This window comes from Wolbachia endosymbiont of Ctenocephalides felis wCfeT (genome assembly GCF_012277295.1).
Lineage (GTDB): Bacteria > Pseudomonadota > Alphaproteobacteria > Rickettsiales > Anaplasmataceae > Wolbachia.
This window is the reverse complement of the sequence record NZ_CP051156.1, coordinates 97,867-117,973: the sequence shown is the minus strand read 5'-3', so window position 1 is coordinate 117,973 and position 20,107 is coordinate 97,867. Positions and strand designations below refer to the sequence as shown.

The 20,107-nt window shown below is 36.0% G+C and carries 20 protein-coding genes and 6 pseudogenes; 10 read left to right on the top strand and 16 right to left on the bottom strand.

Annotation, left to right across the window (positions count from 1 at the left end; genetic code table 11):
* The first annotated feature begins 61 nt into the window (after positions 1 to 61).
* Positions 62 to 831 (top strand): annotated as a pseudogene (locus tag HF197_RS00585) (IS5 family transposase).
* 324 nt (positions 832 to 1,155) lie between these two features.
* On the opposite strand, the gene HF197_RS00580 reads toward HF197_RS00585, so the two are convergent.
* The 6 genes from HF197_RS00580 to HF197_RS00560 all read right to left on the bottom strand — a co-directional run bounded on the left by HF197_RS00580 (position 1,156) and on the right by HF197_RS00560 (position 3,517).
* Positions 1,156 to 1,635 carry an ATP synthase F0 subunit B gene (locus HF197_RS00580; protein WP_168463863.1) on the bottom strand — a complete coding sequence of 160 codons (480 nt, stop codon included), beginning with the start codon at positions 1,633 to 1,635 and terminating at the stop codon, positions 1,156 to 1,158.
* An 11-nt stretch (positions 1,636 to 1,646) separates the two neighbouring features.
* Positions 1,647 to 2,126 carry a F0F1 ATP synthase subunit B family protein gene (locus tag HF197_RS00575; RefSeq protein WP_168463862.1) on the bottom strand — a complete coding sequence of 160 codons (480 nt, stop codon included), beginning with the start codon at positions 2,124 to 2,126 and terminating at the stop codon, positions 1,647 to 1,649.
* A gap of 3 nt (positions 2,127 to 2,129) precedes the next feature.
* Positions 2,130 to 2,348, bottom strand: coding sequence for a F0F1 ATP synthase subunit C (locus HF197_RS00570; RefSeq protein ID WP_168463861.1), 219 nt, complete (start codon positions 2,346 to 2,348; stop codon positions 2,130 to 2,132).
* 54 nt (positions 2,349 to 2,402) lie between these two features.
* The gene (locus tag HF197_RS00565; protein WP_168463860.1) at positions 2,403 to 3,128 is read right to left on the bottom strand and encodes a F0F1 ATP synthase subunit A; all 726 of its coding nucleotides are present in this window, start codon (positions 3,126 to 3,128) and stop codon (positions 2,403 to 2,405) included.
* A 93-nt stretch (positions 3,129 to 3,221) separates the two neighbouring features.
* The gene (locus HF197_RS07530; protein ID WP_256359338.1) at positions 3,222 to 3,344 is read right to left on the bottom strand and encodes an SH3 domain-containing protein; all 123 of its coding nucleotides are present in this window, start codon (positions 3,342 to 3,344) and stop codon (positions 3,222 to 3,224) included.
* Positions 3,341 to 3,517 carry a hypothetical protein gene (locus HF197_RS00560; RefSeq protein WP_168463859.1) on the bottom strand — a complete coding sequence of 59 codons (177 nt, stop codon included), beginning with the start codon at positions 3,515 to 3,517 and terminating at the stop codon, positions 3,341 to 3,343. Before HF197_RS00560 ends, HF197_RS07530 begins: the two co-directional genes overlap by 4 nt.
* Positions 3,518 to 3,892: 375 nt before the next feature.
* Between HF197_RS00560 and HF197_RS07700 the strand changes: the two are divergent.
* A pseudogene (locus HF197_RS07700) lies at positions 3,893 to 4,015 on the top strand (IS5 family transposase); the annotation flags it as partial.
* On the opposite strand, the gene ltrA (HF197_RS00555) reads toward HF197_RS07700, so the two are convergent.
* On the bottom strand, positions 3,967 to 5,343 hold the full coding sequence (gene ltrA / locus HF197_RS00555) for a group II intron reverse transcriptase/maturase (protein WP_168463858.1): 1,377 nt from the start codon (positions 5,341 to 5,343) through the stop codon (positions 3,967 to 3,969). The pseudogene HF197_RS07700 and the gene ltrA (HF197_RS00555) overlap by 49 nt on opposite strands.
* Positions 5,344 to 5,868: 525 nt before the next feature.
* On the opposite strand from ltrA (HF197_RS00555), the pseudogene HF197_RS00550 reads away from it, so the two are divergent.
* Positions 5,869 to 6,699, top strand: a pseudogene (locus HF197_RS00550) (IS5 family transposase); the annotation flags it as partial.
* A 19-nt stretch (positions 6,700 to 6,718) separates the two neighbouring features.
* On the opposite strand, the gene HF197_RS00545 reads toward HF197_RS00550, so the two are convergent.
* Complete coding sequence (locus HF197_RS00545) at positions 6,719 to 7,657, bottom strand: glycosyltransferase family 2 protein (RefSeq protein WP_246168503.1); 939 nt, start codon at positions 7,655 to 7,657, stop codon at positions 6,719 to 6,721.
* A gap of 80 nt (positions 7,658 to 7,737) precedes the next feature.
* Here HF197_RS00545 and HF197_RS00540 point away from each other — a divergent pair.
* A pseudogene (locus HF197_RS00540) lies at positions 7,738 to 8,507 on the top strand (IS5 family transposase).
* A 324-nt stretch (positions 8,508 to 8,831) separates the two neighbouring features.
* On the opposite strand, the gene HF197_RS00535 reads toward HF197_RS00540, so the two are convergent.
* The 6 genes from HF197_RS00535 to HF197_RS00515 all read right to left on the bottom strand — a co-directional run bounded on the left by HF197_RS00535 (position 8,832) and on the right by HF197_RS00515 (position 11,193).
* Positions 8,832 to 9,311, bottom strand: coding sequence for an ATP synthase F0 subunit B (locus HF197_RS00535; protein ID WP_168463863.1), 480 nt, complete (start codon positions 9,309 to 9,311; stop codon positions 8,832 to 8,834).
* An 11-nt stretch (positions 9,312 to 9,322) separates the two neighbouring features.
* Positions 9,323 to 9,802 (bottom strand): F0F1 ATP synthase subunit B family protein, encoded by a 480-nt coding sequence (locus HF197_RS00530; RefSeq protein ID WP_168463862.1) that lies wholly within the window; start codon positions 9,800 to 9,802, stop codon positions 9,323 to 9,325.
* 3 nt (positions 9,803 to 9,805) lie between these two features.
* On the bottom strand, positions 9,806 to 10,024 hold the full coding sequence (locus tag HF197_RS00525) for a F0F1 ATP synthase subunit C (protein WP_168463861.1): 219 nt from the start codon (positions 10,022 to 10,024) through the stop codon (positions 9,806 to 9,808).
* A 54-nt stretch (positions 10,025 to 10,078) separates the two neighbouring features.
* On the bottom strand, positions 10,079 to 10,804 hold the full coding sequence (locus HF197_RS00520; RefSeq protein ID WP_168463860.1) for a F0F1 ATP synthase subunit A: 726 nt from the start codon (positions 10,802 to 10,804) through the stop codon (positions 10,079 to 10,081).
* A gap of 93 nt (positions 10,805 to 10,897) precedes the next feature.
* Positions 10,898 to 11,020: an SH3 domain-containing protein gene (locus HF197_RS07525; RefSeq protein WP_256359338.1), complete on the bottom strand. Its 123-nt coding sequence runs from the start codon at positions 11,018 to 11,020 to the stop codon at positions 10,898 to 10,900.
* Positions 11,017 to 11,193, bottom strand: a complete 177-nt coding sequence (locus HF197_RS00515) for a hypothetical protein (protein WP_168463859.1) — start codon at positions 11,191 to 11,193, stop codon at positions 11,017 to 11,019. Before HF197_RS00515 ends, HF197_RS07525 begins: the two co-directional genes overlap by 4 nt.
* A gap of 375 nt (positions 11,194 to 11,568) precedes the next feature.
* Here HF197_RS00515 and HF197_RS07695 point away from each other — a divergent pair.
* Positions 11,569 to 11,691, top strand: a pseudogene (locus HF197_RS07695) (IS5 family transposase); the annotation flags it as partial.
* Here HF197_RS07695 and ltrA (HF197_RS00510) read toward each other — a convergent pair.
* A complete protein-coding gene (gene ltrA, locus HF197_RS00510; RefSeq protein WP_168463858.1) occupies positions 11,643 to 13,019 on the bottom strand; it encodes a group II intron reverse transcriptase/maturase in 1,377 nt (458 codons plus the stop codon). The pseudogene HF197_RS07695 and the gene ltrA (HF197_RS00510) sit on opposite strands and share 49 nt — an antisense overlap.
* Positions 13,020 to 13,544: 525 nt before the next feature.
* Between ltrA (HF197_RS00510) and HF197_RS00505 the strand changes: the two are divergent.
* Positions 13,545 to 14,375 (top strand): annotated as a pseudogene (locus HF197_RS00505) (IS5 family transposase); the annotation flags it as partial.
* Between the two features lie 142 nt (positions 14,376 to 14,517).
* Here the strand turns inward: HF197_RS00505 and HF197_RS00500 are convergent.
* Complete coding sequence (locus HF197_RS00500) at positions 14,518 to 14,937, bottom strand: hypothetical protein (protein ID WP_168463856.1); 420 nt, start codon at positions 14,935 to 14,937, stop codon at positions 14,518 to 14,520.
* 293 nt (positions 14,938 to 15,230) lie between these two features.
* On the opposite strand from HF197_RS00500, the gene alaS reads away from it, so the two are divergent.
* From alaS to ybeY, 4 genes are all read left to right on the top strand, one after another.
* The gene (gene alaS, locus HF197_RS00495; RefSeq protein ID WP_168463855.1) at positions 15,231 to 17,915 is read left to right on the top strand and encodes an alanine--tRNA ligase; all 2,685 of its coding nucleotides are present in this window, start codon (positions 15,231 to 15,233) and stop codon (positions 17,913 to 17,915) included.
* Positions 17,916 to 18,028: 113 nt separating this feature from the next.
* Positions 18,029 to 19,222: a cell division protein FtsZ gene (gene ftsZ, locus HF197_RS00490; protein WP_168463854.1), complete on the top strand. Its 1,194-nt coding sequence runs from the start codon at positions 18,029 to 18,031 to the stop codon at positions 19,220 to 19,222.
* Positions 19,222 to 19,620, top strand: a complete 399-nt coding sequence (locus HF197_RS00485) for an EVE domain-containing protein (RefSeq protein ID WP_168463853.1) — start codon at positions 19,222 to 19,224, stop codon at positions 19,618 to 19,620. The genes ftsZ and HF197_RS00485 overlap by 1 nt, the downstream gene beginning before the upstream one ends.
* Complete coding sequence (gene ybeY / locus HF197_RS00480) at positions 19,614 to 20,057, top strand: rRNA maturation RNase YbeY (RefSeq protein ID WP_168463852.1); 444 nt, start codon at positions 19,614 to 19,616, stop codon at positions 20,055 to 20,057. The genes HF197_RS00485 and ybeY overlap by 7 nt, the downstream gene beginning before the upstream one ends.
* The last annotated feature ends 50 nt before the right edge of the window (positions 20,058 to 20,107 follow it).

Sequence of the window (20,107 nt, the reverse complement as noted above, 5' to 3'; positions counted from 1 at the left end):
CTGCAAAGTATGTAGAAAAGTAGAAAAAAGGACAATTATGTGATACAAGGATAACTTTAACATGTATCCAAGTGACATAAAAGACAGTGAATGGGAAATTTTAAAGCCATATTTTGAGCCAAAAAAGACAGGTAGACCAAGAAAACACGATATTAGAACAATTATTAATGCAATAAGGTACGTAATGAGAACAGGCTGCCAATGGAGACAATTACCTAAGGATTTCCCACCATGGAAGACAATTTACAGTTGGAACACACGACTAAAAAACACTGGAAAATGGCAAGAAATACACGATATTTTAGTAAAAAAAGTAAGGGAGGTAGTTGGTAAAAGAGCCACACCATCAGTTGGAATAATTGACAGCCAATCAGTAAAAACGACTCAAAAAGGGGGGCCAGAGGTTACGATGCTGGCAAGAAAATAAAAGGTCGAAAACGGCATATTATTGTAGACACGCTAGGACTCGTGATTACGGCAGATGTACACAGTGCAAGCATCCAAGACCGCGAGGGAGCTTTAGATCTTCTGGTAAAAGCAAAACAAAAAATACCAACATTACAGAGGTTTTTTGCTGATCAAGGATACACAGGTAACCTTAAAAACAGATGCTTAATAAAAACAGGATGTTTATTTACAATAGCAAAAAAAGCTCCTAATATTGCGGGATTTGAGGTTATACCGAAGCGTTGGATTGTTGAAAGAACTTTTGCTTGGCTTTCCAATTTTAGGCGTATGAGTAAGGATTATGAGCATTCTCCTCAAACTTCGGAAACCAATATTTTCTTTAATATGACTACTATTATGCTTACTAAATTAGCTAATTCTTGAGTTTGCAGACACCTTCTTACTGCACTTTCTTTAAAAGCAGGCAACAAAATAGTATATATGGGCAAATCTTTCTTGTTTATCTTGCTATAATCTACTTTTTGACTAGAGCTACTGCATAAACCAAAAATTCTAGCTACGAACTTGAACAAAGAACTAGAACACCCAATGATAAATATTAATATCAGAGCTAAGTATGAATATTTTTCTGTCAGCGCAAAAATTGAAACTACGATAAAAAAAGTAGCATAAAAAATCGAACTAAGCTTTATTTCTTTAGCTGAAAAGCAAGGATTATTACAGTAAAGATCAAATTTTTGCATTAATCTAATGCAGCTTTTTATTTAAGTCTCGTGAAAGCGAAGATATAATCTCACTATTTTGCTCACTATCTTTATGATGTTCACGCAATATTTTTTCTACAGCATCAGCAGCTATACTGGCTGTGCCAGCTTTTATATTTTCAATAGTTTTTTCGAATTGATCAGTAACTTTCTTCAAGTTAGCTTGAGCATTATCATCTAGCGTTTTATCCAACCGTTGTCGATTGTACTCAATAATATTATTAGCCTTAGCAAGCATTTCTTTCATAATTGCATTTGCCTCTTCATCAAGTTTTGCGTACCTTTCAGAAGATTTTCTATAATATTCTAACATCTCTTGCCTAAATTTCTTAGTCTCCTCGCTCGTAAACTTGCTCTTGTTACGCTTACTATTAAGAGCCTTTCTTATTACTCTCTTCAGTGGTTTATATGCAAAAATAAAGCCTACTAAGAATGCAAGACTTACAATCAACGCTGTAGACATAAAACACCTCTCTAAAACTTTTCCGATACTAAGTTAGCAACAAGCTCCTTATCAATTTCGGAGTTAGTTAGCTTAGTGTAATAAATTAAAGCAATACTAATAGCTGCTTGTTTCAGCTCGTCATTATACTCAGATTTAAACTGCTCTACCCTCTCTTCAATGAGTTTAACCATTTTTTTGTCTTCCTCTTCTAATACTTTTTTAACACTAGCTTCCATTTCTTCTACTTCAATCAATGCGTTATCTATTACTTTTTTTGCTTTCATTTTAATACTACTTAAAGCTGCGTTATACTCAGCAATCTGCCTTTCTGCAACCTTTAAAATACGATAAGAGATATTGAAAGAATCTAGCACCTCTTTGTTTCTATAATTTATTATTCTTTCCAACTTTGGCAAAAATAAACAACGTACTGCAAAAAAAAGTGCAGAGAAAAAAATTAAAAACCAAAAAACTTGTGAGAAGAAAGTTGAAACGTCAAGTTGCGGCATGTGCTAGTTAGCCAATATTAATATCATTGCAAGTACAAATGCAAGTAACCCCATCATTTCAATCATGGCAGCACCAATATAAACGTAAATCTTCATTTTACCTTCTGACTCAGGGTTTCTTGCAATCCCACTTAGCATAGTAGAGAATATATTAGACAAACCAAAACTAGCACCAAGCATGCCAAATACACTTAAACCAATTGCTATAAACTTAAAATCCATATATCACCTTTAACTATTATAATATAATTTTAAGATATTTCGCACGTAAGTCAATTACTTTACTGCATCTGACAAATATACGCATGTCAATATGGTAAATATATAAGCTTGCAAAGCTGCAACAAACACTTCAAACCCTATCATTGCAATAATGAACACAAACGGTGCAGGAGTGAGAATTATGTTCATATTGACGATAAATCCAGCAATTACCTTGATTATTATATGACCTGCCATCATGTTCGCAGCCAGCCTTATCGACAAGCTAATTGGCCTAACTAAATAGGCAAATAATTTAATGAGAATTATTATAGGTGCAAGCCATGAAGGAGTGCCTTTTGGTAGTAATATGCTCAAAAACTCTATGCCTCTTTCTTCGAACCCAATAACTGTCACATAAACACAAACCACCATGGCTAAAGCAAAAGTGACTATCACATGACTTGTAACTGTGAAACTGTAAGGCAAGATACCCACTAAATTACATGAGAGAACAAAAACAAATACTGTGAATATTAACGGAATATGCTGCAAGCCTTTACTGCCAACATTACTTTCTACTATTGAGACAACAAAATCGTATACATACTCAACTGCAGCTTGCAAATATCCAGGTACTACCGATCCCTTTCTAATTCCTAAGAGCAAAAAGAACACTACCAGCATAACCGATATCATCATAAATAACGATGAATTAGTAAAACTGATGTCATACCCAAGCAGTTTAGGTAATTCCACTATCGTATATATTCTAAACTGCTCTAGCGGATTTAACGCCATTTTAATCTTATAAACCTAACAGTAAATAAAATATTAAATTTACAAGACTAAGTCAAGGATTAAGGTGGCTACGCGTTGCAGAGCCTTGTTTTATTATTTTATGAACCCATGATCTTTTGCTCTACTTTTTATTCTTTTGGCTTGGTTTTGATCATCAGCATGCAATACAATCCTGATTTTATCTCCTTTATTAAATTCTATTCCATCTAATGTCACACCTCCATAATCATATGGGGAAATACTAGATGACTATCATGATACACAACCTCTTTCAACCCTCCCACACGTTTTATTAAATCTATGTGAGGCTTATTATTATGACAAACAGCATCAAGATTATACTCTTTTGCTGACGCTTCAATCGTTACTGTAGTATCCCAAATATCCATAAATATTGCCTATAAATAAAATGGTAAATTTAGCATTATTAGCATTAGAATATTAATAATATATTAACACTAAATGTTGATCTATAACTTTAGGTTCGTTTCTGCTCAGAAGAGAAAAAATGCACAATGGACCTCAGATATAAGTGTTAGCTACTCAGTTGTGATACTAAATCAAGGATTAAGATGGCTCTGCGTTGCAGAGCCTTGTTTGATTATTTTGCTTTTAAATTATGAATCTTTGCCTCATTTTTTATAATTGTGACTTGCGCTGAGTTCTTAGCTTGGAATGGCTTTGTTGCATAGCTAAAGTAAAAAGAACTGGCAGTTACTGACGAAATTCATTATAAACAGGCATTTAACCGACAAAGGAAAAATATGCCAGTCAAAATGAAAGTCAGTAACTGCTACGAATATAACAAATTTCTCCAAGAAAGAGGAAATATTTTTTATTACGTCAACGATGCCATAGAAAATTGGTACGAAAAAAGTCCCAAAATGGGGAGAGTAGACCGGTGGAACTTCCCCACCAGCCCCTCGCAAAACTGTGCATGAACCTCTCGACTCACACAGCTTCCATTATTCACCTTTTGACCTAAGCCTAATGTCCAGTGATAGAAAATATCAGGTCCCTTTTTCCTCATTTTTCCTAGAAGTTGCCTTGCTAGTCTTCCATGATTTCGAAGTTTCTTGTATTTTCTTCTGACCCACTTTTCTAGATGCCGCTCTACGTTCTTTAGAGGTTTGTATATCTCGGTTTTGCAGAATCTGCCATAGTACTGATACCAGCCTCTGACTATTGGATTTACTATCTTTGATATTTCCTCTAACGTTTTATGTGTACTTTGTAGTATTTTCCATGATCTTATGGTTGTAGTAATATCTTTCTTGGCCTTGTTGCTAATTGCAGGGAGAAATGAAACAAAATTCTTTCCTATTTTATTTCTTGCTAATCTGGGTCTAAATGTGTAACCCAGAAAGTCAAAACTTTGCTTAGGAAATTCACTTTTCCTATTATCATCTTTACAGTACACAATTTGTGTCTTTTCAGGATGTAACTTTAGCTTATATTCAGCCAATCTTTCTTCGATCATTACTTTCATAAATTCTGCCTGCTTACGAGTCTTACAATGTACTACCGCATCATCCACATATCTTTCAAATGGTATTGTTGGGTACTTTTGTCTCATCCATTCATCAAATACATGATGCATAAATATGTTTGAGATCATAGGGCTTATTGAACCTCCTTGCGGAACTCCTTTTTCCCTAACTACCTTACTGCCATCTGCTAGTTGAATTGGAGCTTTCATCCATCTTTCAGCATACAGTATGACCCATTTGCAGTCTGTGTGTCTTTTGATAGCTTGCAATGCTAGCTCGTGGTCCAAATTGTCGAAAAATCCCGATATGTCAAGATCTATCGTCCAATCGTACCTCCAGCATCTTTTACGCGCTGTGTCTACCGCGTCCAGTGCAGATTTATTTGGTCTATAACCATATGAGTCTTCGTGAAATTTTGGCTCTACTAGCGGTTCCAGATACATAGCAGCGGCTGTTTGCCCTATCCTATCGAATACTGAAGGAACACCTAAAATTCTTTGTCCTCCTCCTGTACCTTTCGGTATTGCAACAGCCTTTACAGCTTCCGGAAAATAACTTCCAGATGACATCCGATTCCATAGTTTGTATAGATTATCTTTTAGATTTTCCTCAAACTTTGTTATCGAGACCTCATCTACACCAGCAGCACCCTTATTTTTCGATACTTGTTTATAAGCTCTCCAAATAAGTTGCTTCGGTATATCAAAAGACTTTGTTTTATTCATTAACTCCTCCCTTGCGGTTGATAAATAATTAAAACTAAATAACTCAGCCCCTTCGCTCCATTTCTATTACAGAAACTTCTTCACTACTACGAGCTGATCCGCCCCTGTTCTTCGCATCGGTACTCTCATCCTTAGAGTTTAGCTCCTTGGATTTCTCCCTTATCATCGAAACGACAGGTTCCCGTAGTTCCGTACAACAGCCTGAAATAGATTCATGCCACCTCTATGCCGGACGCCATCTACCCAGTAAACAAGCTCCTGATAGACTTATCCCAGGTTACTACAGACCCCCTGGTTTTGACGCCACCTAAATCGTTTTCGACACTTCGTCAGTGGTTCACTTTCGTTCATCTCTCTACTCCACACATGACGCATAATTGCGCCTTTTCCATAATGCTCACTACCTTGGCTCTTTACCAAAGCAGCTTATGGTTGTTTAAAGCCTGCTCTTGCAAACCGGCTTTGAGGGGCCCACCCTCATCTGTCATGCAGCTTCAACACTTTCCGTGTCTCTACGGCGCACCCGGTAGCAACAATATTTATAGTGATAAAGTCGTAATTCTAATTCACATAATAACTTATTTGTTTAGAATAGGCCTAAGACAAACGGTGGGGTTTATAGCGGGATACCTTGAGCAAATAGGAAAAAATTTGCAAGTTATCAGCTATTCCCAGGCTTCCAGAAGATTCAAAAAGCTTAACTTAAAAATTAATGATCGAAGACATGATAAAAACAGTATGGAAAATATTGAGATCGCCATAGATAGCACTGGAATAAGCATCTACAATAATATTCCAGGCCATAGTAAGGCAAACGGTACAGATAGAAAGTACCGTGGCTATAAGCAAACAAGAAAATTGCATGTAATGCTGGAGATAGGTAGCAAAAAAGTCATAGCTGCAAAATACAGTAGTGGAGTTTATTCTGACCACTATGGAGCCTGTGATCTTATTGCAAGGGCTAATGCTAAATACAATATAAGCACACTATATGCAGACAGAGCATATAATCGAAAGAAGTTATACAAATTGTGCAATGAGCTTGGCATAAAGACAAAAATTCCTCTGCAAAACAATGCAGTGGAGCATCCAAAGCTGGATTATATGGCTGAGAGAAATTCTACAATCAAGCTCATAAAGTCATATGGTGAAGATGGTATGAAGAAGTGGAAAAAAGAGATAAATTATGGGAAGAGATCTTATATAGAAAGTTTTTTCTCGCGACTGAAGCAAACATTTGGGTTTAGTTTTAGGAACAAATCTGAGATTAATCGTGAGAAAGAAATGCTACTCAAGTGTTATTTGCTGAACAAATTTACTGAAATAGGCATGGCTAAATTTGAGATAGCTTCATGAATTTATTATGCATTGCCTCCTATCCAAAGAGCGATGCAACAAAGCCAAAAAATATCGAGATTATATAAAAATAAAAGGGCATCTTCTGCTGCTTGACTGCAATCATCAAAAAGATCAAATTAACGAAATATATTGCAATAAAGTAATATAAAAATAATTCGCTTAAGACTTTGGTTAAGATTAATGCTAGCAGCAAAAACGGGGTAACGAAAAATATAAAAGCCGTAGCACCAACAAAAAGGTTAAGCAGTAAAACTCCTCTGAGCCCTGTGTGCTTGTAGAGTGATTTTATATTTTTCAAATGGACAATATAAGTCTGCATATAGCCCTTAATCCAACATGCCCTTTGTTTGATCCAAGTAAATACAGTAATTGGTGACTCCTCCAAAGTTTCTGAGTCAATCATTCTAGTTTTATAGCCCATATGTGCTAACCTTAAACCAAGGTCTGCATCTTCAGTGACGTTATAAGCATCCCAGAGAAATACCTTCTTTAAAATCTCAACTGAAAAATGATTACTGCTGCCGCCCAATGGTATTGGCATATTCATTTTCTGAAATCCAGGTAGTAAATATTGAAACCAACTCATATACTCAAGGGAAAAGAATTTTGTCAGAAAATTATAATTATAATTGTAATAATTTAGTCTTGCTTGCACGCAAGCCAGACTATCATCATTCTTACTAAATTCAACCAGCGCTTTCTTTAACTGTAATGGATCAGGTTTGTCGTCAGCATCATATATTACTACATATTCTCCTCTGGCAAAATTCATAGCGTAATTGCACGACTTAGCTTTCGTTTTAGGCAAAGAATGAGGTACTTTTATCACTTCAAAATATTGTGGCAAAACATACTCTTCTATAACTGCAAGCATTTCTTGGTCATCACTTTCTATAATAAGCTTTACATCCAATTTTGATTTCGGATAATCCAAATTCTCGATATTTTCAATCAATTGTCCTATTAGAAGGTGTCTGCAAAGTATGTAGAAAAGTAGAAAAAAGGACAATTATGTGATACAAGGATAACTTTAACATGTATCCAAGTGACATAAAAGACAGTGAATGGGAAATTTTAAAGCCATATTTTGAGCCAAAAAAGACAGGTAGACCAAGAAAACACGATATTAGAACAATTATTAATGCAATAAGGTACGTAATGAGAACAGGCTGCCAATGGAGACAATTACCTAAGGATTTCCCACCATGGAAGACAATTTACAGTTGGAACACACGACTAAAAAACACTGGAAAATGGCAAGAAATACACGATATTTTAGTAAAAAAAGTAAGGGAGGTAGTTGGTAAAAGAGCCACACCATCAGTTGGAATAATTGACAGCCAATCAGTAAAAACGACTCAAAAAGGGGGGCCAGAGGTTACGATGCTGGCAAGAAAATAAAAGGTCGAAAACGGCATATTATTGTAGACACGCTAGGACTCGTGATTACGGCAGATGTACACAGTGCAAGCATCCAAGACCGCGAGGGAGCTTTAGATCTTCTGGTAAAAGCAAAACAAAAAATACCAACATTACAGAGGTTTTTTGCTGATCAAGGATACACAGGTAACCTTAAAAACAGATGCTTAATAAAAACAGGATGTTTATTTACAATAGCAAAAAAAGCTCCTAATATTGCGGGATTTGAGGTTATACCGAAGCGTTGGATTGTTGAAAGAACTTTTGCTTGGCTTTCCAATTTTAGGCGTATGAGTAAGGATTATGAGCATTCTCCTCAAACTTCGGAAACCAATATTTTCTTTAATATGACTACTATTATGCTTACTAAATTAGCTAATTCTTGAGTTTGCAGACACCTTCTTACTGCACTTTCTTTAAAAGCAGGCAACAAAATAGTATATATGGGCAAATCTTTCTTGTTTATCTTGCTATAATCTACTTTTTGACTAGAGCTACTGCATAAACCAAAAATTCTAGCTACGAACTTGAACAAAGAACTAGAACACCCAATGATAAATATTAATATCAGAGCTAAGTATGAATATTTTTCTGTCAGCGCAAAAATTGAAACTACGATAAAAAAAGTAGCATAAAAAATCGAACTAAGCTTTATTTCTTTAGCTGAAAAGCAAGGATTATTACAGTAAAGATCAAATTTTTGCATTAATCTAATGCAGCTTTTTATTTAAGTCTCGTGAAAGCGAAGATATAATCTCACTATTTTGCTCACTATCTTTATGATGTTCACGCAATATTTTTTCTACAGCATCAGCAGCTATACTGGCTGTGCCAGCTTTTATATTTTCAATAGTTTTTTCGAATTGATCAGTAACTTTCTTCAAGTTAGCTTGAGCATTATCATCTAGCGTTTTATCCAACCGTTGTCGATTGTACTCAATAATATTATTAGCCTTAGCAAGCATTTCTTTCATAATTGCATTTGCCTCTTCATCAAGTTTTGCGTACCTTTCAGAAGATTTTCTATAATATTCTAACATCTCTTGCCTAAATTTCTTAGTCTCCTCGCTCGTAAACTTGCTCTTGTTACGCTTACTATTAAGAGCCTTTCTTATTACTCTCTTCAGTGGTTTATATGCAAAAATAAAGCCTACTAAGAATGCAAGACTTACAATCAACGCTGTAGACATAAAACACCTCTCTAAAACTTTTCCGATACTAAGTTAGCAACAAGCTCCTTATCAATTTCGGAGTTAGTTAGCTTAGTGTAATAAATTAAAGCAATACTAATAGCTGCTTGTTTCAGCTCGTCATTATACTCAGATTTAAACTGCTCTACCCTCTCTTCAATGAGTTTAACCATTTTTTTGTCTTCCTCTTCTAATACTTTTTTAACACTAGCTTCCATTTCTTCTACTTCAATCAATGCGTTATCTATTACTTTTTTTGCTTTCATTTTAATACTACTTAAAGCTGCGTTATACTCAGCAATCTGCCTTTCTGCAACCTTTAAAATACGATAAGAGATATTGAAAGAATCTAGCACCTCTTTGTTTCTATAATTTATTATTCTTTCCAACTTTGGCAAAAATAAACAACGTACTGCAAAAAAAAGTGCAGAGAAAAAAATTAAAAACCAAAAAACTTGTGAGAAGAAAGTTGAAACGTCAAGTTGCGGCATGTGCTAGTTAGCCAATATTAATATCATTGCAAGTACAAATGCAAGTAACCCCATCATTTCAATCATGGCAGCACCAATATAAACGTAAATCTTCATTTTACCTTCTGACTCAGGGTTTCTTGCAATCCCACTTAGCATAGTAGAGAATATATTAGACAAACCAAAACTAGCACCAAGCATGCCAAATACACTTAAACCAATTGCTATAAACTTAAAATCCATATATCACCTTTAACTATTATAATATAATTTTAAGATATTTCGCACGTAAGTCAATTACTTTACTGCATCTGACAAATATACGCATGTCAATATGGTAAATATATAAGCTTGCAAAGCTGCAACAAACACTTCAAACCCTATCATTGCAATAATGAACACAAACGGTGCAGGAGTGAGAATTATGTTCATATTGACGATAAATCCAGCAATTACCTTGATTATTATATGACCTGCCATCATGTTCGCAGCCAGCCTTATCGACAAGCTAATTGGCCTAACTAAATAGGCAAATAATTTAATGAGAATTATTATAGGTGCAAGCCATGAAGGAGTGCCTTTTGGTAGTAATATGCTCAAAAACTCTATGCCTCTTTCTTCGAACCCAATAACTGTCACATAAACACAAACCACCATGGCTAAAGCAAAAGTGACTATCACATGACTTGTAACTGTGAAACTGTAAGGCAAGATACCCACTAAATTACATGAGAGAACAAAAACAAATACTGTGAATATTAACGGAATATGCTGCAAGCCTTTACTGCCAACATTACTTTCTACTATTGAGACAACAAAATCGTATACATACTCAACTGCAGCTTGCAAATATCCAGGTACTACCGATCCCTTTCTAATTCCTAAGAGCAAAAAGAACACTACCAGCATAACCGATATCATCATAAATAACGATGAATTAGTAAAACTGATGTCATACCCAAGCAGTTTAGGTAATTCCACTATCGTATATATTCTAAACTGCTCTAGCGGATTTAACGCCATTTTAATCTTATAAACCTAACAGTAAATAAAATATTAAATTTACAAGACTAAGTCAAGGATTAAGGTGGCTACGCGTTGCAGAGCCTTGTTTTATTATTTTATGAACCCATGATCTTTTGCTCTACTTTTTATTCTTTTGGCTTGGTTTTGATCATCAGCATGCAATACAATCCTGATTTTATCTCCTTTATTAAATTCTATTCCATCTAATGTCACACCTCCATAATCATATGGGGAAATACTAGATGACTATCATGATACACAACCTCTTTCAACCCTCCCACACGTTTTATTAAATCTATGTGAGGCTTATTATTATGACAAACAGCATCAAGATTATACTCTTTTGCTGACGCTTCAATCGTTACTGTAGTATCCCAAATATCCATAAATATTGCCTATAAATAAAATGGTAAATTTAGCATTATTAGCATTAGAATATTAATAATATATTAACACTAAATGTTGATCTATAACTTTAGGTTCGTTTCTGCTCAGAAGAGAAAAAATGCACAATGGACCTCAGATATAAGTGTTAGCTACTCAGTTGTGATACTAAATCAAGGATTAAGATGGCTCTGCGTTGCAGAGCCTTGTTTGATTATTTTGCTTTTAAATTATGAATCTTTGCCTCATTTTTTATAATTGTGACTTGCGCTGAGTTCTTAGCTTGGAATGGCTTTGTTGCATAGCTAAAGTAAAAAGAACTGGCAGTTACTGACGAAATTCATTATAAACAGGCATTTAACCGACAAAGGAAAAATATGCCAGTCAAAATGAAAGTCAGTAACTGCTACGAATATAACAAATTTCTCCAAGAAAGAGGAAATATTTTTTATTACGTCAACGATGCCATAGAAAATTGGTACGAAAAAAGTCCCAAAATGGGGAGAGTAGACCGGTGGAACTTCCCCACCAGCCCCTCGCAAAACTGTGCATGAACCTCTCGACTCACACAGCTTCCATTATTCACCTTTTGACCTAAGCCTAATGTCCAGTGATAGAAAATATCAGGTCCCTTTTTCCTCATTTTTCCTAGAAGTTGCCTTGCTAGTCTTCCATGATTTCGAAGTTTCTTGTATTTTCTTCTGACCCACTTTTCTAGATGCCGCTCTACGTTCTTTAGAGGTTTGTATATCTCGGTTTTGCAGAATCTGCCATAGTACTGATACCAGCCTCTGACTATTGGATTTACTATCTTTGATATTTCCTCTAACGTTTTATGTGTACTTTGTAGTATTTTCCATGATCTTATGGTTGTAGTAATATCTTTCTTGGCCTTGTTGCTAATTGCAGGGAGAAATGAAACAAAATTCTTTCCTATTTTATTTCTTGCTAATCTGGGTCTAAATGTGTAACCCAGAAAGTCAAAACTTTGCTTAGGAAATTCACTTTTCCTATTATCATCTTTACAGTACACAATTTGTGTCTTTTCAGGATGTAACTTTAGCTTATATTCAGCCAATCTTTCTTCGATCATTACTTTCATAAATTCTGCCTGCTTACGAGTCTTACAATGTACTACCGCATCATCCACATATCTTTCAAATGGTATTGTTGGGTACTTTTGTCTCATCCATTCATCAAATACATGATGCATAAATATGTTTGAGATCATAGGGCTTATTGAACCTCCTTGCGGAACTCCTTTTTCCCTAACTACCTTACTGCCATCTGCTAGTTGAATTGGAGCTTTCATCCATCTTTCAGCATACAGTATGACCCATTTGCAGTCTGTGTGTCTTTTGATAGCTTGCAATGCTAGCTCGTGGTCCAAATTGTCGAAAAATCCCGATATGTCAAGATCTATCGTCCAATCGTACCTCCAGCATCTTTTACGCGCTGTGTCTACCGCGTCCAGTGCAGATTTATTTGGTCTATAACCATATGAGTCTTCGTGAAATTTTGGCTCTACTAGCGGTTCCAGATACATAGCAGCGGCTGTTTGCCCTATCCTATCGAATACTGAAGGAACACCTAAAATTCTTTGTCCTCCTCCTGTACCTTTCGGTATTGCAACAGCCTTTACAGCTTCCGGAAAATAACTTCCAGATGACATCCGATTCCATAGTTTGTATAGATTATCTTTTAGATTTTCCTCAAACTTTGTTATCGAGACCTCATCTACACCAGCAGCACCCTTATTTTTCGATACTTGTTTATAAGCTCTCCAAATAAGTTGCTTCGGTATATCAAAAGACTTTGTTTTATTCATTAACTCCTCCCTTGCGGTTGATAAATAATTAAAACTAAATAACTCAGCCCCTTCGCTCCATTTCTATTACAGAAACTTCTTCACTACTACGAGCTGATCCGCCCCTGTTCTTCGCATCGGTACTCTCATCCTTAGAGTTTAGCTCCTTGGATTTCTCCCTTATCATCGAAACGACAGGTTCCCGTAGTTCCGTACAACAGCCTGAAATAGATTCATGCCACCTCTATGCCGGACGCCATCTACCCAGTAAACAAGCTCCTGATAGACTTATCCCAGGTTACTACAGACCCCCTGGTTTTGACGCCACCTAAATCGTTTTCGACACTTCGTCAGTGGTTCACTTTCGTTCATCTCTCTACTCCACACATGACGCATAATTGCGCCTTTTCCATAATGCTCACTACCTTGGCTCTTTACCAAAGCAGCTTATGGTTGTTTAAAGCCTGCTCTTGCAAACCGGCTTTGAGGGGCCCACCCTCATCTGTCATGCAGCTTCAACACTTTCCGTGTCTCTACGGCGCACCCGGTAGCAACAATATTTATAGTGATAAAGTCGTAATTCTAATTCACATAATAACTTATTTGTTTAGAATAGGCCTAAGACAAACGGTGGGGTTTATAGCGGGATACCTTGAGCAAATAGGAAAAAATTTGCAAGTTATCAGCTATTCCCAGGCTTCCAGAAGATTCAAAAAGCTTAACTTAAAAATTAATGATCGAAGACATGATAAAAACAGTATGGAAAATATTGAGATCGCCATAGATAGCACTGGAATAAGCATCTACAATAATATTCCAGGCCATAGTAAGGCAAACGGTACAGATAGAAAGTACCGTGGCTATAAGCAAACAAGAAAATTGCATGTAATGCTGGAGATAGGTAGCAAAAAAGTCATAGCTGCAAAATACAGTAGTGGAGTTTATTCTGACCACTATGGAGCCTGTGATCTTATTGCAAGGGCTAATGCTAAATACAATATAAGCACACTATATGCAGACAGAGCATATAATCGAAAGAAGTTATACAAATTGTGCAATGAGCTTGGCATAAAGACAAAAATTCCTCTGCAAAACAATGCAGTGGAGCATCCAAAGCTGGATTATATGGCTGAGAGAAATTCTACAATCAAGCTCATAAAGTCATATGGTGAAGATGGTATGAAGAAGTGGAAAAAAGAGATAAATTATGGGAAGAGATCTTATATAGAAAGTTTTTTCTCGCGACTGAAGCAAACATTTGGGTTTAGTTTTAGGAACAAATCTGAGATTAACCGTGAGAAAGAAATGCTACTCAAGTGTTATTTGCTGAACAAATTTACTGAAATAGGCATGGCTAAATTTGAGATAGCTTCATGAATTTATTATGCATTGCCTCCTATCCAAAGAGCGATGCAACAAAGCCATCCTAGTGACGGCTACTCGGATGACACCCTTTTGTTGGTAAATGGCCTAAAACACAACGTTCGTACAGTAATGGGCTTTTACTAGCAGACTTATGTTATCTAGCAAGAAATGGCTCCCTCGATTCTCCTACTTCCACTATCGTGTTTGATAGCTGCGATGCAGGTCTTAGTTGTGATGTAGATTGTAGTGGATGAGATTCAGCACCTCTTTCATTACTTTCACGGTCAATCTGAATTTCTGTATCAGTCTGCGATGGAAGTTGTTGTAGTGGAAGAGATTCATTACCCTTACGGCTCTCATGCTTTCCTCTATCATTTTCGCCACCACGCTGCCTTAGTCTGTTTAAAAATAAATAGGTTGGGTAGGTTACTACTGCACATAAAGCGATAAATCCCCCTATTTCTACGGCTGTCCAATCAGTGCTTGGTGCACCTCGCGTTGTATTATCATGTAGTCCAGGTTTAGGAATATTAGGCTCTCCTACATTTGTATAATTGTTTGAAGGTTGAATCACCCGAAATTGTCAAATACAGTTTGCGCAGTAAAATTAGCCGCTCTTACAGTAGAATTAACAGCTCTTGCAGTGATATTAGCACCAATTGCGAATAGTGATTGTAGATTTTCAATAGTCATTTCTTACTCCTAAAATTAATAAACATATTCATATTATAAGTTAGCAAAATATCTAAATCTATAAATTTTTATTAAAGAATTTATGTTAAAAGGTTTATATATTAAACTTTAGACTGATGAATTGATTTTATCTTTGTTACAATTTATTATTTATGAACAATCTCAGTAAAAATAATGAAGCTAAATGAAATCAGAGAAAGATTTATAAAATTCTTTGTAAATAACAATCATGAGCATGTGCCATCTTCTCCTTTAGTTCCAGAAAATGACCCAACGCTCATGTTCACAAATGCCGGCATGGTGCAGTTTAAAAATATTTTTACTGGTGCGCAAAAAACTGAAATGAAACGTGCTGTTTCAAGTCAGAAGTGCTTAAGGGCAGGTGGTAAACACAATGATCTTGAAAATGTTGGATATACAACCAGGCACCATACATTTTTTGAAATGCTGGGAAATTTTAGCTTCGGTGATTACTTTAAGGAAACAGCAATAGAACTTGCATGGAAATTCATTACTGAAGAGCTGGCTCTTGATAAGAATAGACTGTCGATAACTATCTACCACACTGACGATGAGTCTTATGAAATTTGGCGCAAGATAAGTGGCTTTCCAGATGATAAAATTATCAGAATCTCAACTGACGATAACTTCTGGAGTATGGGTAACACTGGACCATGTGGTCCATGTTCTGAAATTTTTTATGATCATGCAAATCCCAATCTACATGATGACGATAGAATTGTTGAGATCTGGAACTTGGTATTCATGGAATTTAATAGAGATGAGGAAGGAAATTTACACAAACTGCCAAAAAAGTGCATTGATACCGGAATGGGCCTTGAAAGAATAGCTGCAGTAATACAAAACGTTCATGATAATTATGACATTGACCTTTTTTCTGCTCTGATTAATAAATCAAGAGAATATTGCGGAAATGTGGAAAATAAAGCCGCGTACAAAGTGATCGCGGATCATTTGCGTGCTGCTGCATTTCTAATTGCTGAGGGATTGTTGCCAGGAAATGAAGGCAAAAACTACATACTGCGCAGATTAATCAGAAGAGCCGTGCGCTATATCCATCAGCTTGGATACAATGATCCCATACTCTATCTTATTTTTCCGACACTTATAGATAGCACAAGCGCTGCTTATATGGGGGACGTTTACCCTGAATTAATAAGAGCTAGAAGCTTAATAGAAACAACTTTAAAATCAGAGGAAGAAAACTTTAAAGATACTTTAATGAAAGGAATTAATCTCCTGGAAAAATTTACTGCAGATTTAAAAGCAGGTGACACCTTACCTGGTGAATCAGCATTTAAGCTATATGACACTTATGGATTTCCTTTGAACATTACGCTTGATATCTTAAAGGAAAGGAAAATCAAATTCGACCAAAAAGGTTTTGATGATGCAATGGAGGAGCAAAAGGAAAGAGCACGCGCAAAATGGGCTGGATCTGGCGAAAAGTCCGTTGAGCAAGTATGGTTTGATTTAATTGACAAATTCGGCAAAACGGAATTTGTTGGTTATGAGCATAGTGAAGTAAATGGTGCAAAAGTTTTAGCTATTATTTCTTCCAAAAATGAGATGATTGATTCTGCACAAGAAGGAGAAAAAGTTACTATCATACTTAATAAAACTCCATTTTACGGCGAATCTGGTGGTCAAGTGGGGGATATTGGAGAGCTTCTCCTTATCATCCGAGTAGCTGACACTGGGATCCAGGAAGAAGACAAATGGATTCCAGCGCCTGACGCTGGAATGACACCAAACAGTGTTGCTGAAAGTATAGTCACAGTAGAAAATACCAACAAAATCAACGACCTATACTTACATAGATGCACAGTAAAATCAGGCTCAATCTGTGTGAGTGACATAGTTACAGCAAGCATTGATAATGAAAGGAGACAAAATCTAAAGAGAAATCACTCAGCTACACACCTGCTGCATTTTGCGTTAAGAAAAATCTTGGGTGATCACGTAACTCAAAAGGGCTCGCTAGTTGCACCAGAGAGGCTTAGATTTGACTTTAGTCATAATGCTCAAGTTACTCAGGATCAGCTATTTTCAATAGAGGATATGGTAAATACTCTAATCAGGGAAAATTATTCAGCATCTACAAAAATTCAGAGTATGAGTCAAGCAGTAGAAGAAGGTGCTATGGCATTATTCGGTGAAAAATATAGTGATAAGGTCAGAGTTGTAAATATTGGAGAGTCAAAAGAGCTATGTGGTGGTACACACGTGGAATGTACTGGAGAAATTGGCCTGTTCAAAATAGTGACTGAAAGTTCTGTTGCATTTGGAGTCAGGAGAATTGAAGCTTTAACAGGACAAGAAGCTGTAGATTATGTACGCGACAATGAAGTTCATTTAAAAAAAGTTGCAGAGTTTGTAAAAGCACCGGTTAGTGAAATAACAAATCGACTAAATATCTTAAATCAAGAACGTAAAGAATCAGAAGCTAAGATTAAAAATTTATATAAAAAACTCGTAAATTTAGAAAATATAAAAAGCACTAATATTAACGAAATAAATTTTATCAGTCATGCGTTCACTGAGATTCCAGCAAACATAATAAGAGAGTTTGTTTCAGAGCAAAAAAAAGAGAAAACGGTGATAGCTTTTACAGCAACAGAAGGAAATAAAACAGTATTAATTGTAAAAGTAAGTAAGGATTTAGCCAGCAGAATCAGCGCAAAAGAGCTAATATCAAGCGCAACTGGAAAAGGCTGCGGTGGAAATGCTGAGCTTGCACAAACTGGTTGTGATAACGATAAAATAAAGGACGTAATAGAAGCTATTTGCAGTGAAATAACGATCTCCAATAATAAACTTTATAGCGGTGAATGTTAATAATAAATGAACTTCGTTTACTATTTATAGTCTATTAAAATGAAAAGTATTTGCATATTGTTAAAAAATCAGTAACTTATTGTCAGTGAATTCGCTAAAGTTGAGTAATTTGAATGTCTATAGATCTTAGTCTGCCAGAGTTGCCTATATTACACCCAAGGATTACCGTTGTGGGAGTTGGCGGTGCAGGTGGAAACGCTGTGAATAACATGATCTCTTCCAATTTGCAAGGGGTGAATTTTGTTGTAGCAAACACTGATGCTCAAGCACTAGAAAAATCCCTATGTAATAAAAAAATTCAGCTTGGCATTAACTCAACTAGAGGTCTTGGTGCTGGTGCTTTACCTGAGGTTGGCAAAGCTGCGGCAGAAGAATCAATAGATGAGATAATGGAGCACATCAAAGACAGTCATATGCTTTTCATCACAGCAGGAATGGGTGGTGGAACTGGAACTGGTGCTGCACCGGTAATTGCAAAAGCAGCCAAAGAAGCAAAAGCTTTTGTTAAGGACAAATCATCAAATAAGGAAAAGAAGATATTAACTGTTGGAGTTGTCACTAAACCTTTTGGGTTTGAAGGTGTGCGTCGTATGCGCATCGCAGAACTTGGACTTGAAGAGCTACAAAAACACGTAGATACACTTATTGTTATTCCAAATCAGAATTTGTTTAGGATTGCAAACGAAAAAACCACATTTTCTGATGCGTTTAAACTTGCTGATAATGTACTACATATCGGCATTAGAGGCGTAACTGATTTAATGGTTATGCCAGGGCTCATTAACCTTGATTTTGCTGATATAGAGACAGTAATGAGTGAAATGGGTAAGGCAATGATTGGTACTGGAGAGGCAGAAGGAGACGATAGAGCAATTAGCGCTGCGGAAGCTGCTATATCTAATCCACTGCTTGATAATGTTTCAATGAAAGGCGCGCGCGGAATATTAATCAATATTACTGGTGGCGGAGATATGACATTATTTGAAGTCGATGCTGCAGCCAACAGAGTGCGTGAAGAAGTAGATGAAAATGCAAATATAATATTTGGTGCTACTTTTGATCAAGAAATGGAAGGAAGAGTGAGGGTATCTGTTCTTGCAACTGGAATTGACGGTTGCGTGGAAGCTGCACCTACAAATAAAAGCGAAGTGACAGAGAAAGAAAGATTTCAATGGTCTTATAGTCAAAGCACAAACATGCAAAGTAAAGCTGTGGAAACACAACCTATTGAGCAGACAAATGAAGGAGCTGCTAGATTTGGTAGTAATATCTATGACATACCAGCTTACTTAAGAAGAAAAAAATAATGCGATTTTGGCTACTTAAGTCAGAACCCAGTGAATACTCATGGCAAAAAATGGAAGCAGATAAAATAGCACCATGGGATGGTGTATGCAATTATCAAGCTCAAAATTATATGAAGGCCATGAAGCTAGGCGATCTTGCGTTTTTTTATCATACAGGCAAGGAAAAAGCTATACTTGGAGTAGTTGAAATATTTAAGGAGCATTACACTACTAATAGTCCTCAATTTGGGTTGGTAAATGTAAAATTCTCTAAATCGTTAAATAATCAGGTAAAGTTGAGTGACATAAAACAAAATCCTCTTTTAAAAAATATGCCTATATTAAAGCAGTCACGTCTATCGTTCTCCCCTGTCTCAGAAATTGAATGGAATGAAATAATGAGAATGAGCGAATGTTAGAAGTAAACATTCTCAATGAAAAATGGTATGATGTAGTAGATAATCCAGAGGATTTTGTGCTAAATGTCATAAATGCAGCTCTAAAAGAACTGGAGATAGATCACTATAAACCTAGCGTATCAGTAGCCCTTGCAGATGATAATCTATTACATCAACTTAATTTAAAATTTAGAGAAATGGATAAACCAACCAATGTACTGTCATTTCCATGTGAAGAGCTATCAAATGGGTGCGATTTGGGTGATATAGCAATTTCAATAGATACTATAGAAAGGGAGTCACGCGAATACAGCATACCTATTCTAGCCCATATTACACATATGTTGGTACATGGGTTACTGCACTTACTTGGCCATGATCACCAAGAAGAAAACGAGGAAATTATAATGAAAAGTTTAGAAAATAAAATTTTAGCTGCGCTTGGTTATGATGTATAATACTGATACAATAAAATAAACAGCTATTATTTTTTTAGTAATTAAGTAAA